Origin of the sequence: Treponema denticola (genome assembly GCF_024181645.1) — a bacterium.
Lineage (GTDB): Bacteria > Spirochaetota > Spirochaetia > Treponematales > Treponemataceae > Treponema_B > Treponema_B denticola_A.
Window position 1 is genome coordinate 1,422,762 of sequence record NZ_CP058624.1, and the last position, 14,016, is coordinate 1,436,777.

Annotated in this window: 10 protein-coding genes and 1 other RNA gene; 1 reads left to right on the forward strand and 10 read right to left on the reverse strand. The window is 37.5% G+C overall.

Annotated features, from left to right (window positions below; translation table 11 throughout):
* The 8 genes from mreC to HO345_RS06785 all read right to left on the reverse strand — a co-directional run bounded on the left by mreC (position 1) and on the right by HO345_RS06785 (position 8,798).
* Positions 1 to 864: a rod shape-determining protein MreC gene (gene mreC, locus HO345_RS06750; RefSeq protein WP_002668697.1), complete on the reverse strand. Its 864-nt coding sequence runs from the start codon at positions 862 to 864 to the stop codon at positions 1 to 3.
* Positions 865 to 870: 6 nt separating this feature from the next.
* Complete coding sequence (locus tag HO345_RS06755) at positions 871 to 1,905, reverse strand: rod shape-determining protein (protein ID WP_002668696.1); 1,035 nt, start codon at positions 1,903 to 1,905, stop codon at positions 871 to 873.
* A 17-nt stretch (positions 1,906 to 1,922) separates the two neighbouring features.
* Positions 1,923 to 2,858 (reverse strand): tetratricopeptide repeat protein, encoded by a 936-nt coding sequence (locus tag HO345_RS06760; RefSeq protein WP_366796375.1) that lies wholly within the window; start codon positions 2,856 to 2,858, stop codon positions 1,923 to 1,925.
* Positions 2,859 to 2,875: 17 nt separating this feature from the next.
* Positions 2,876 to 3,221: RNase P RNA component class A (rnpB, locus tag HO345_RS06765), an RNA gene on the reverse strand.
* A 17-nt stretch (positions 3,222 to 3,238) separates the two neighbouring features.
* Positions 3,239 to 4,066 (reverse strand): zinc ribbon domain-containing protein, encoded by an 828-nt coding sequence (locus HO345_RS06770; RefSeq protein WP_253682175.1) that lies wholly within the window; start codon positions 4,064 to 4,066, stop codon positions 3,239 to 3,241.
* A 46-nt stretch (positions 4,067 to 4,112) separates the two neighbouring features.
* Positions 4,113 to 5,972, reverse strand: a complete 1,860-nt coding sequence (gene rpoD, locus HO345_RS06775) for an RNA polymerase sigma factor RpoD (protein ID WP_253682176.1) — start codon at positions 5,970 to 5,972, stop codon at positions 4,113 to 4,115.
* Entirely contained in the window at positions 5,965 to 7,752 is a 1,788-nt protein-coding gene (gene dnaG / locus HO345_RS06780; protein WP_253682177.1) for a DNA primase, read from the reverse strand. The genes rpoD and dnaG overlap by 8 nt, the downstream gene beginning before the upstream one ends.
* A gap of 167 nt (positions 7,753 to 7,919) precedes the next feature.
* Positions 7,920 to 8,798 (reverse strand): Rpn family recombination-promoting nuclease/putative transposase, encoded by an 879-nt coding sequence (locus HO345_RS06785; protein ID WP_253682178.1) that lies wholly within the window; start codon positions 8,796 to 8,798, stop codon positions 7,920 to 7,922.
* A 340-nt stretch (positions 8,799 to 9,138) separates the two neighbouring features.
* On the opposite strand from HO345_RS06785, the gene HO345_RS06790 reads away from it, so the two are divergent.
* Positions 9,139 to 10,281, forward strand: a complete 1,143-nt coding sequence (locus tag HO345_RS06790; RefSeq protein WP_253682179.1) for a S41 family peptidase — start codon at positions 9,139 to 9,141, stop codon at positions 10,279 to 10,281.
* A 15-nt stretch (positions 10,282 to 10,296) separates the two neighbouring features.
* Here the strand turns inward: HO345_RS06790 and HO345_RS06795 are convergent, their stop codons facing one another.
* Positions 10,297 to 11,907 (reverse strand): S1C family serine protease, encoded by a 1,611-nt coding sequence (locus tag HO345_RS06795; RefSeq protein WP_366796666.1) that lies wholly within the window; start codon positions 11,905 to 11,907, stop codon positions 10,297 to 10,299.
* A 64-nt stretch (positions 11,908 to 11,971) separates the two neighbouring features.
* A complete protein-coding gene (locus HO345_RS06800; RefSeq protein ID WP_253682181.1) occupies positions 11,972 to 14,011 on the reverse strand; it encodes a tetratricopeptide repeat protein in 2,040 nt (679 codons plus the stop codon).
* Positions 14,012 to 14,016: the final 5 nt, after the last annotated feature.

Sequence of the window (14,016 nt, forward strand, 5' to 3'; positions counted from 1 at the left end):
TTAAAACTCCTTTTCTATCTTTGAAGTATCAAGTACAAAAACATATTCCAAACAAGAAAAATCTATTATAGGATTTACAGATAGCTCAAGCGAAGTTTCATAATCATGTGTCTTAATTTTAGAAACAAAACCTATGGGAATATTTTTTGGAAAAATCGAGGAATCATCAAAGCCGGAGGTAATTATTTTATCCCCAATCTTAATGTCATCCCCTGCCCTCTTCTTTATGTACTTCATAATTAATGGAGAGTCCTCAGAGCCTTGTCCGCTTACAACACCGCGGTGGTTTACAAGGTCTACCTTTGCAGCAACATGGCACTGATAATCATAGATAGGAATAATCATAGATGACCCCCTTCCTACCTGCAAAATTTTCCCTACAAGAGCCATATTCCCATTTTGAAAAGCAATAACGGGCATGTCTTTTCTGACGCCGTGCTTTACGCCCCTGTTAATAATCATTCCCGAATAAAGAGCATTAGGATCATAGCCTATTATTTCTGCAGGGATATTTGCAATCTGAATACTATCGGTAAATTTAAGAAGGGTACGAAGTTCATTATTCTCTCTTTTTATATCGGCGTTGGAACGCTCCAAAAGTTCGTACTTTTCAAGCTGTTTTGTAAGTTCATTATACTTTGCTTTTAGATCCCATAACTCCCTTACGGAAGAAACGCTTTCTCCCACAAAGGAAGAAACATTGTAAACAGCCTTCTCCGTTCCGGCGCTTACCGAAAAGGCCATACTCTTAAAATCCAAAATAAAAGAACCTCCGGAAAAGGCCATAAAAACAGATGATATGAGAAGAAATAAAATTAAAAGAAAAACTTCTAGATTTAGTTTAAGCGAAAGTTTTTTCTTCATAGGGTCTTAATTATTTAAACTGTCATAGAGACTGCGGTCAACAGTCATATCCCTAAACACTTCGTAATATCTTCCGGCGCCTATTGCAACACAGTCCATCGGGTTTTCGGCCAAGATTACGGGAACACGGGCTTCTTTTGCGATAAGTTTAGGAAGGCCCTTTAACAAGGAACCTCCTCCGGTCATTACAATACCCCTTTCAACAATATCGGCAGTAAGCTCAGGAGGTGTCTGGGCTAAGGTCCGTTTAATTTCTTCGACAATCTGTGTAACAGGTTCTTTTAAAGCTTCTCTGACTTCGACAGAGTCTATTTCCAATCGGCGGGGAAGTCCGGTTATAGCATCGGTTCCCTTAATTTCGACCTTTTCTATTGTTTTTTCGGGCGAGGCATTGCCTATGCTGATCTTAACTCTTTCGGCTGTTTGTTCTCCAATGATGAGGTTATCAACGGAACGGACATGCTTAATGATGGCTTGATCGAACTCGTCGCCTCCTACGCGGATTGCATTTGTTACAACCATACCGCAAAGAGATATAACCGAAACCTCGGTTGTACCGCCTCCGATATCGCAAACCATATTTCCGGCAGGCTCATGAATAGGAATATTTGCACCGATAGCCGCAACTAAAGATTCTTCTAAAACTTTAACATCTCCGGCTCCGGCCTTCATAGCACTTTCATAAACCGCATTACTTTCAACATCCGTAATACAGCTTGGAATACCTATAACCATTCTCGGTTTTACAAAACGGTGCTTGGGCAAAATCTTAGAAACAAAATAACGGATCATCTTTTCGGTAGTATCCATATCTGCAATAACTCCGTCTTTTAAGGGCCTGATAGCCACAATATTTCCCGGAGTTTTCCAAAGCATTCTTTTAGCCTCGGAGCCGACTGCAACCACTCTCTTTGTACCCCTTTCAACGGCAACAACAGAAGGTTCGTTTACTACTATGCCCTTTCCGTTCACATAGATAATGGTATTGCAGGTTCCCAAATCTATTCCTATATCTGTTGAAAATCTTTTAAAAAAGCCCATATCATCCCCCAAAATTTTTATAAATTTAGTTTAGCCCGTGTTTTTACATGGAGCGGATCAAATTTAAGAGCCTTCCGCCATTCTGCACGGGCCTTTATCATATCTCCTTGAAGTTCGTATACAACACCCAAGCCGTAATGAGCATCGGCAGAGGTCATATCCTTTTCAAGAATGGTATTAAATTCCTTTACAGCATCATCTATCTTATTTTCTTCAAGAAATAAACTACCCAATAAATATCGGCATTTTAATTCTAAAAGTGTATCCTTCGTTTTATCTATTGTTTCAAATAAATACAACTTTGCATTTTGTTTATCGGAAATCTTAATATAATTTTCGGCAAGAGCAAAAAACAATAAATCCGAAGGGTTATGGGAGAGGGCATCCGAAAAAGCATCAATAGCTCTTTCCGGCTCGCCCAAAAGAGATGCCGACATACCCCTGAATTCCGACAAATCTGCAAATTTTTCTCCGGAACTATATGCAATATCCAAGTATTTTAAAGCAAGGTCTGCATAGTAATATCCCTTTTGATAATAAGCCTTTCCCAATACATAGGCAATTTTCGGCTGTTGAGATTTTGAAACACAGTACATCGCTTGTCTTAAATTCAAAATAGAATCATTTAGATAAGAATAGCTTACCGAAAAATCCGTCTGTTCGGCAAAGATATAATAGGCGGCAAAGCCCCTCATAGCCAAAGCCTCACCGTCATATGCCCTTCTTTTTAAAATACTCGCGGTTTTTTCATACACGCTCTCGTAGTTTTTTTCATCCCAATCGGCATACACCTCCTTAATAGAAGGTATGCCTGCATAGTTTTTATTATGGATATATAAAAAATAGACGGAAGAAACCGCACACAAAATGAAAAGCAAAAGTATAAAGAACCTTTTTGTGCCTTTTTTTTTGTTTGAGAAATTTTTATGTGATCTTCTTTTTAAAAATTCCATTTTTTATAATACCTTAAAAAAGGGATTAATAAGCCGGATTCTGTTTCTGTAAAACAGACGGAACCATCTTTCTTAAACCTGCTTTACAGCAAGTTTTTATCGCGGTTAACCCGTAAATTAAGAATCGGATATTCTTTACTGCTTAACCTTGCTCCCGATGAGGTTTACATTGCCGTTTCCGTTACCGAAAACGCGGTGGGCTCTTACCCCGCCCTTTCACCCTTACCGCAAAATGCGGCGGTTTACTTTCTGTTGCACTGTCTGTAAACGGAAACTTTAATTTCCGTTCCCCGGCCGTTAGCCGGCATCGTTTCCGAAGGAGTCCGGACTTTCCTCTGCAAATGCAGCGGTTCCCTTAATCCCAAAATTATTTATTCTTTTTAATCTTCGTCTTTATCTTCAAAACTTGCAAGGAAATCCTCATTTGCGGAATCTCCAATATCAAGTAAGCCTTCCATATCGGAATCATTAAAATATGCTTCCTGCTCGGCCGTTAATTCGGATTCTTCATAGAATAGAATACGGCTGCAATAAGGGCAGAATTTTATATCCTGATCCGACCTGACTTCATTTACAAACTGAGCGGGAAGAATCATGTGGCAGCCCATACAAACATTTCCCTGAACGGAAACGATACCGACACCATGTTTATTCTTAATAATCCTGTCGAATTTAAACATTGTTTCATCACTCAAACCCGGAGACAGTTTTTTTTCTTCCAGCTTTAACTCTTCGACCTTATTTTGTTTTTCGGAAATCTCCGAGTCCAAGAGATGTTTGTGCTCTTCAAGTTCTTTCTCGGTTTGTGTAATAAGGGCCTCTTCCTGCTTAATATTTGCATCCAAAATCTTAAACTGACTTTCAAGCCTCAGAAGATCCTTTCTTATAGTTTCGGCCTTTGTAGTAGAATCATCGATTTCCTTTTGCAAGATTTCATACTCGCGCTGAGTTTCGATATTATCCATTGCTTTTTCGGCCTTTTCTCTCTTTTGTTCAGCTTCAAAAAGATCAGCCTTAAAAACGGCAATACCTTTACGCAGCTCTTCATACTCGCTGTTCATTTGGATATAACCGGACTTTAACTTTTCCAAAAGCTCTTCCTGCTGTGTAAGAGCCTTTGGGGCATCCAAAATCTCCGTTTCAAGTTCATTTTTTCGAGCAAGAATATCCTGTAAAGCTCTCAATTTTTCCAATACATCATTATCCATAAATTACAACCCCTTTAATTATCAAGATACAAGATTATAACCATAATCAATTATCAAGATAATCTTTTAATTTTCTACTACGTTTAGGATGGCGCAACCGCCTTAATCCCTTTGCTTCTATTTGCCTTATTCTTTCACGCGTTACGTCGAAATATAAGCCTACTTCTTCAAGGGTAAGAGGATAGCCTCCCTCAATACCGAAGCGCATTTTTAAAACTTCCTGCTCACGCTCAGGCAGACTCGAAAGCACCATTTCAAGCTGCTCCTGCAAAAGAGTAAGCTCCGTTCTGTTTGAAGGATTTTCAACACCCTTATCTTCGATTAAATCTCCCAAGAGGGTATCTTCTTCTTCACCTATGGGTGTTTCAAGAGAGATAGGCTCCCTTGCAACATTTTTAACCTGCTTAACCTTTTCGATCGACCAGCCTAACTGCAAGGCTATCTCATCATCATTGGGTTCACGGCCGAGTTTTTGCATAAGCTGGCGGGATTCCCTGTTTACCTTATTGATTTGTTCTATCATGTGGACAGGAACCCTTATCGTACGTGCCTGATCCGATATTGAACGCGTAATGGCCTGCCTTATCCACCAAGTAGCATAGGTAGAAAATTTATATCCCTTCCTGTACTCAAACTTTTCAACAGCTTTTATAAGCCCGATATTTCCCTCTTGTACAAGATCAAAGAACTGTAAGCCCCTGTTGATGTACTTCTTAGCAATAGAAACAACAAGGCGCAAGTTTGCATTTATCAGTTTATCTTTTGCATTTTTAAGCATTCTCTGGCCGTTCTTTATCTCTGAAGTAAGATCAATAACTTCATCTACAGTAGCTTCAAAATCATACTCAACCTTGCGGATTTTTCGGGTCAATACCTGAATTTGAGTGTATATATCCTTTACTTCATTGGCCGAAATATTAAGCTCTTTTTCCAGTTTTTCTCTTTCCCGAGGAATTGCAAGCCTTTTACCCAGCTTTCTTAAATCGGCATAGCTTTTAATGCCCAGCTGTTTTTCTTTTCTTTCTTTTTTGTGTTGATAGTCCTGCACCTTTTCGGTAGCTTCAATAAAGCGGTCTGAAATTTTTTCTATTTCTTCCGATTCAATGTGAATACGTTTAAGACTGTTAAAGACCTTCTTCCGCAAAGCTTGAAGCTCAGGGCTATCCAAAAAACTTTCCAGGGTTTCTCTATCATAACAGTGCTTTTTTAAGGACATATATTGTTTAATTTCGGAATATATGTTCCGTAGACTATCACCGTAAACCTGCTTGAGACGCTTTTTTTCGGCCATTTCTTCACTTAACTCTTTACGAGGCTTATTAGACTCGGCAGGATCCAGTTTTGAAAAAGCCTTTTGTCCGATTACAAAAAATTCGGGAATCAATATACCGGAATTTTTTATAACCTTTTTTATTATAGCTTCTCCGTCTTCCATACTTTTTGAAAGAGATACTTCTTCATCGGCAGTTAAAAGGTCTTCCTTGCCTATCTCTTGAAGATAAAGCTTAATCGGATCGTCAACTCCGGCTTCGTGAGAAGTTCTAACCAGTTTTTTTGCCGTTTCATGCCTAGGTTTTTCTTTTTCGATATATGGAGTTTCGATGTCATCAGAATAAGGACTTTTTACATCATCCTCATCTTCTTCGTACGCATCATCCAATAATCGATAGTCTTCATCGTTGCCGCTCTGAAAATCGGAGTCGGTTTCTGAATTAGATTCGGATATTCCTTCATTTCTTATTTGAACGCCGGCACCTTCCAAAATATCCAGAATATCAGGTATAGTTTCCGGAGACATTAAGTCTTCGGGCAGTAGATCATCAAGATCACTCAATCCTATTGTGTGCTTCCTTTTGGCATATTCCAAAAGTTTAATAACCGCAGGATTCTTTTCGAGATCAGTCATACACCTTTCCCTTTAATTTGTTTAATTGAATATCGATACTTTTTTTTTCTTCCATTAATTCTTTTGTCAAGTTTACGGTATCGATATTCTTTTCTCCATGTAATAATCTCAGTCTGCCTATGATTTTGTCTTTTTGTTTTTGTAGAACGTTTTGTTTTATAAAATTTATGCCGTCATCGACTATCTTTTCAGAGTTCTCGGCGAATTCACCTTTAGAAATTGTTTGAGAAACAATATCCTTTAATTTTTCTTCCCCGCATCTGTGCATCAGATTCGCATAAGTATAGGCACCATCTCTATAACATTCTTCTAAAACAATAAACAAATGTCTGGCATAAAAATCCTCAAAATCATCGGGGCTCAATTGTGAACGCAAACGAGAAAACAGATCAGTATTTGCCGTAACGGCAAGAACCAATCGTAACTCGGCATTCATCCTTATATCTACCGGCTTTTGTTTTACTTCGTCAACTATATGCCTTAGAGCCTTTTTTTCGCGGTTCATATAATCGCTGAAAATTGCTTGTTGACTGACACCAAAAGCCGATGAAAGTTTAGAAATAGCAGACTCCCTTTGAATATCGGATTCCAGGACCTCAATATACGGAAACAAAAAGGCTATAGCTGCGGCCTTTCCTTCCGGACTGCTTATATCAAATCTCATGGACGCAATTTGTATAAGATAATCATCGTCTACTATAGCACATTCCAAAAGAAATTTCAAGCCTTCTTGACCTTTTTTTTGTAGAATTTCGGAAGGGTCCTTTCCGTCCTTCATATATAAAACACGAACATTTACGCCCATACTGCGGCAAATTTTTATAGCTTTGTAGGAAGCCTCCTGCCCCGCCGAATCCGAGTCAAAAGCAAGATAAAAGGTTTCGGCAAAGGATTTTAAAAGTTTTACCTGATCTTCAGTAAGGGCTGTCCCTAAGGGGGCAACGGCATTTTCGATTCCGGCCTGAAAAAAGGCTAAAACGTCCATGTAGCCTTCACATAAGATTACCGATTTTGATTTTCGGATTTCGGCTAAGGCGTGGTGAAAGGCAAAAACCGTTTCTCCCTTCTTGTATTGAGGCATATCCGAAGAATTGAGGTATTTTGCCCCCTCACCTTCCAGAATGCGGCCTCCGAAAGCTATCGTTTTACCGTGACGGTCGCAAATAGGAAACATAAGTCTATCGGAAAAAAAAGCCATCTTTTTATAGTTTTTAGAAAAAAGCCCTGTCTTTTCTAAAAAGTCTTGAGAATAGTTTTTTGACAGTAAAAAACTATGGAGCCATTTTCTATCCTTTGGAGAATAGCCCAGATTAAATTTTTCGATTATTTCGGGAGAAACGTTACGGGAAAGGAGGTAGTCAAGGGCCTTTTTTCCTGTAGGATTTTGAGTTAAAAGAAAATGAAAGCTCCCTGCTACTTTGTCATAAAGTTCTAAAATATCATCCTTAAGTTTTGCTCCTTCGTCCGGAACATAGGAGCCGCCTTCATAGATAACCTCGATACCTGCATTTTTTGCAAGCCGTTCCACGGCTTCCATAAAGGAGAGCTTTTCCATTTCCATCAAAAAGTTAATTATTCCGCCGCCCTTGTGGCAGCCGAAACAATAATACATTTTTTTATCTGGAACAACATTAAAAGAAGGAGTTTTTTCGTTATGGAAGGGACAGCAGCCCCACCAATTTGCTCCCCGTTTTTCCAAGCGGGTATAGTTCTCGACAAGGGATACAATATCTGTCATTTCGGTTACTGCATCGATTGTTTTTGAACTTATCTTAGGCATTTACCCCTCCTCGGTCTTATAAGTAAGTGATTTTACTATAAAGAGGCTTAAAAATCAAGGACTGACGTTTTATAAATTGTAAGAGAGGAATTTAACCGCGGTGCACGCAAAGACCGCAAAGGAATTTTTAAGAGTCTTTCTCCGTAAAAGTGGAGGCGCTCCCCTAATCATAGCTTTTCGATTTCCTCTTTCTTTAGACCTGATATTGTGCAAATATCACTAATCGGATAATTCATATCTTTCATTAACTTTGCCGTTTCAAGTTTGGCTTGGTAGGTTCCTTGGGATATTCCTCGATCAATTCCCTGTTCAAGTCCTTGTCGATAGCCTTCGTTTATACATGATGCTCTATCGTGTTCATATTTCATACGGGAATCATATAGCCATTTATCTCTAGGACTCATTTCCATTACAGAAATAGCGGTATTTGCTTTTTTCATTATCTCTGAATTTTCTGCTAACACTTCTCTCACCTCCGGATTATCAGTTTCGATAAATTTAAGCCAGTTTAATAAGCGTTTTGTTTTATTATTTTTATATTGACCTTCCTTTAAGAGCCTTGCTTTTTCAAGGTTTAATATATGAATCTCAAGTTTTGAAACTAAAGGCTCTTTTGTATCTTGTTCAAGAACAAAATACTTGTTGTGCAAACGCTTATTTTTATTAAAGCCTTTTCCTATCAAATTTATTGTAATACACTTTGACAGTTTTGTATAGTCTTGACCTTGTTTTATGTTTTCGTTGTACATCTTAGACCAATAATATAGGGTTCTTTCAGGAAAATCAAAATGCCAGTTGTTTTGAATTTCTATATCTATAAAAGTTCCGTCTTTTAGCCTTAACTTGATATCCAAGATACCGAGCTTTTCACTTAAAAGCTCCTTATGAAACTCCTTATCCAAGAGCTCCAAACCTGCGATTGTTTCAGGCGGAATGTCTAAAATACATTCCAATAAATCCTGAAGAACATCCTTGTTTTCCTCCACTCCGAATACACGCTTAAAAGCGTAATCGTTGCGGAGGGTTACTTTAAATAGTTTTTGCATAATTAAGCCTCGTTAATAATTTTTTTAAAGAAGAAGAATTTTTTCCCTTCATAATTATTGTAGAGATTATTTGAAGTTAATAGCAAAAATTTTAAAAAGTTGTTGATTGATAATTTAACCGCAGCGGACGCAAAGACCGCAAAGTGATTTTACTATAAAGAGGCTTAAAAATCAAGACCGAGTATGATGACAAAATAACCTTGACAATCAATCAATTATCTTTCATAATAATCACTATGATAAAAAAATATTTTGTGTTTTTTTTGTATTTAGTATTTCGGTATTTTCTTGTTTAAATTATTCAGAGGGCGATGAAGAACGTTTTATCACGCTAGAAGAAATGAAGACTGATTATGAATATTTTTGGGATTTTATCGATAAGGGCTATCCCAATAAAAATACATGTATAACAAACGGAGCAGATTTAAAATCAATCAAAACATATTATGCCGAAAAATTAAAAAACTTGAAAAACGAAATAGAATATATGAAATTTTATAATATAATATGTTCTAGAATTACAAATAACCATTTTTTCGGACATCTGGGAGCTATAGACTATACCTCGTATAAAAGCAACATTGCAACAATTTCATTGGACGATAAAAGAGATGAGGATTTTCACTATATAAAGCAGGATAAAAGGGTCGAAGCTTTTTATGAAAAAGGTTTCGGCTCTAATACGGAATATATGGAAACGATACAAAGATATGAGAAGCAACGGGAGGATATGGAGAAATTCATATTTAAAGAAATAAAAGATGATATTTTTTATATAAAAATACCGAGATTTTCATCTACAAAAAATTTTGATTGGAATGATTTTAAAAACTATCAAATAGAAATAACAAAAAATAAATATAAACATTTAATAATAGATTTAAGGGATAACGCAGGGGGGTATACTTTTTTATGGAGAAGATTTCTAGTTGCACCACTGCTAAAAGAAGAAAAAACTTTTAAAACTATTGCTCTTTATAATTCTTCCGAATTTTCGGATCGCTACCTTCCGTTTTTCTTAAAGGGAGATCGAGGTCTCTTTCCTGTAAAAATTTCAAAACTAAAAAATCTGCCTCCTTTGGAAAATTTAAATAAAAACGATGCAGCTTTTTTTAAAAAATATTACGATATGGAATACACGATACCGCCTGAACCTTCAAATTTTAAATTTGACGGGAAAATATGGGTTCTTATAAATAGAAAATGCTATTCCGCCTCAGATGCCTTTGCAGCTTTTTGTAAACAAACAGGTTTTGCAAATCTAGTAGGCGAAAACACAGGAGGGTCGGGATTGTTAGCCCTTCATCCTGTCTATTTAAAACTGCCCAAAAGCGGGATGATTATTAAATACGACATGTTCTATACTTTAAACCCTGACGGCTCAAACAATGCAGAAACAGGGACCAAACCCGATTACCCCGTAAAACAAAAACATGCCTTAGAAGCTTGTCTTGAAATAATAGAAAAATCCAAAAAAAATTAGCTTAGTACACAGTTTTTAAAAGAAAAGGGGATTATCAAGATAGGCACTTAAAACCATAAAGCTGTCCATATAACCGGCCCTAACCTTTTTTGTATAAATATTTACATGAATAACCTCTTCGTTTTCATTATCCCATCTTTTTCCGTTAATCTCAATATAGTCATTTACACCAAAGGCATTTTCAGATGCAAAGCTGCCGGGGATAACCTCTGCAACCCTATAAGAATTCTTTTTTCCCACCGATTCAAGTTTAAACCCGAAAACGGGAAGCATGGCTCTTGCTATACTGTCCTTTCTAAAAACGGAATTTCCCGGATAGAGAGGCCGTTCGGCACATAAAACAGGCCAAGTTTTTTCTTCATAAATACCTGCTTCATTTTTTTGATAGCCTTTAATAAGGACAATAGTTTCAGGAGCTATAGACAATAAATTTGCTTGTATTTCTTCAACCGAATTTACAGGAATACCGTTAACTTCTTTTATTACGGTACCCTCATTTATACCTGAAATTGAAAAGGGGCCGTCAGGAAGGACATAGTTTACAAAAACCCCGCTCGGAACTCCGCCGGCATTACTCGAACCGCCCTTTCGGTTTTGACCGTGACAGCCAAACCAAGAATGTTTAACTTCTCCGCCCTTATATAAATCTGGAAGAACAGCCTTTAAAAGCTCAACAGGGATTGCAAAATTAAGGCCCTCGTTTCTTTCAAGACCGGCGAATACTACGGCTTGAACAAGACCCTTATCATCCACTATCGGTCCGCCCGAATTCCCATGATTGACGGCAGCATCTATCTGCATTATATCTACCATAGAAAAAAGCCTGCGGTATTTTGCCGATACTATACCTGAGGTAAGGGTTTTTTCCAAACCTGCCGGAGAACCTATTGCATAAATACGGCTTCCGACTCCTAAATCCTTTGAAGATCCCAGATTAAAAATAAACTGAGGCGTGTACTCGGTCTTTACCAAGGCCAGATCAAAAAGAGGATCCCAGCCTACAACCCTTGCAGGGATTTTTATATTTGGATTATCCGGTGACTTAATATAAAGCCTTGAATAGCCGTTATATTTTTTATCAACCTCACTTTGAATAACATGATAATTCGTAATAAAATAACCGCGGGGATCTATAAAAAAGCCCGAACCTATAACAATGTCAGGCGAAGCATAACCTCTTTGTATGCGGGTTCCCCTATCCACCCAAACGGTAAGAGAGCCCTTTATCATTTCATCTATATTTTGAGGAAAAGAAGCTGAACCGGCTGAAGGATTTTTTTTATTTTGTAAATTTAATAAGGGAAGATCGGTCTTCTTTTTCCATAAGATATTCCTTTCTTCAAAGAGGCGTTCTTCAGTCCATCCGGCAGGACGTTTTCCGATCGAGGTAAGAGACCTAAAATACCTGACAGCCTCATCCCAATTTTTTTCTTCTATGCTTTTTAAAAATGCAGCTTCCGTTTTTTCTATTGATTCCGATTTAATCTTGTCAACCTCTTCAAAATCTTTTGTGTTAAGATGAAGAATCTGAGAGCGGATTAGAGCATCCGTTATCTTACCGGATTTAAGGAGCTTTTCCGTATAATCAACCTGATACAACACGCTGGATCGATCCGAATAGTCCACATAAGAAACTTCTTTGGTTGAAGTACAAGAAAAAATCAGCAAAAAGAGAAGAAAAAAACTTATTTTAGTCGTTGATGATTTCAGCAAAAACAAATCCTCCCGAACGCACGGCAAAAACCTCGACATTATTTATACTAAACACATAAGAAACAACCGGAAGGCTCGTTTGGTTAAATATTTCTATAATTTTTTCGTTTACTTTTTCAATATTTATAGGACTTCGATTAAGCCAAAACAAGTTCCCCTTATCCGAAGGAATAAGAATAAGGTTTTCTTTTCCGTCAAATAATTGGACGGGCTTGCCGTTTTTATAACTGACACGGATTTTTTTATTAAGCTTTGGGTGAATCCATTCGGTTTTAGAGTCTCCATTTTCATATTGCGTATATGTAATTTCAAAGGAACCGTCCTCATCGCTGTCCCAAACCTTTGTAACGGAGCCGTCTTTTTGATAGTATTCGGAATATTCATAGAGTTTATTTTTATTTAAATCGATATCTATCCTTTTTAATGCACCCTTTGGATCATACTCAACCCTTGTTTCAAAATAGCCGTCTCCGTCTTTATCTATGTTTTCAAAAACAGGTAAGCCGTTTCTATAATTTGTTTGAGAATACAACTCTCCTGAAACGCTTACTTCAGCCTTTATCGGGATACCCTTATCAAAGAATACTTTTTTTACGCCTCCGTTTATGTATGGAGTATTTTCTTCAGAAAATGCAGCGGAATAAGTTAATGTGCCTTCATGCAGACTTCTTACATTTTTGCCTACTTTTAAAGAAAAAAAGGCCTGTTGTTTTTGGTGCATTCCGTACAGTTTTAGATTTAGTTCTTTTAACTCTATCGGAGCCCAATTAAGATCAAGCGGCCGCATAGTGTAGTTTTTACCGTCTTTGATACAATTTTTAACGGCCGGATATGAATCATAGGACACCGAATATTCATTTTTTTTGCCGTGAATTACGGATGGAATACCGAAATTACATTCTACAGTGTATTCGGGATATCCTGTTTGGAAGCTGTCAAATTCGGCACACCAAGGTCTGCCGTTTTTATAATAAATTTTAGAATCTATAATCAGATCCCCGTTTTCATCATCTACAATCAACCCTTCATAGACCGATAAAAAGTTTTTAAGCTCATTTCTCAATTTGGAATTTGCAACCAAGCGTAAAAGCTCGACCAAATGGGATTCATACATGGCCTGAGTAAGAACATACTCTTTCAAAATCGGGTTAAAATAATAAACCTTAGCCGATAAAAATTCGTTTACAGCCGTTTGTTCATCTATTATACCGTACCTTAGACAAAGCAAGGTAGAATAAGAGCGGTTATATAAGTCGTTAAGATCATGCGATTCTGTAAAAGGCAAATACATACCTCGATATAGTTTCAACCGTCTGATATTTTCTTCCGATTTTGTTTCAAAGGGACTTGCAAGCAAGAGGAGAGACGGATCCTCATCCTGCCACGCGTAAAGGCGGGAAATTATATGTCCGGCTAGCTTTTTACCGAAAAAGCTTACCTTTTTTCCTCGTTCACGTAAAAAGAATAATTTTGCAAAAGAGGAATTAAAGGCCCATCGGTCAAGAGCTTCGGAAATAAGCTGTTTTGCCTCTTCATGCCGGCCTAACCCGTAGAGGGCATCAGCCCTTACATAGTCCGATTCGGCCGATTCAAAGGGTAAAAGCTTGACAAGCTCCAGAGCTTCCTTATATTTTAACATTCTTGCATTAACTTGAGCCGCCAATAAGCGGCCGGCATTTATATCGTATAATCGCCAGATCATTCCATCGGTACAGGCAGCATCGGCTTTTTGCAATATATCTTCATTAGGATAATTTAATTTTAAGCTGCATACTGCCTGAATATATAAAAAATCGGCGGTTTTCGAATCATAGACTTCGCCGAGCTGGGCTTCAAACAAGGCTTCCTTCCATTTTTCTTCGGTAAAAAGCTTAGCGGAATTCTGCAAATATGATAGGGCCGCAGATAAATTTACCCCCTCACTTTGATTTGCATAAATACCTATACAAATTAAAATAAAAAAAGCACATAATCTATGCTTGAGTTTAAAACACTTAAATCTACAGGAATATTTCATCTCTT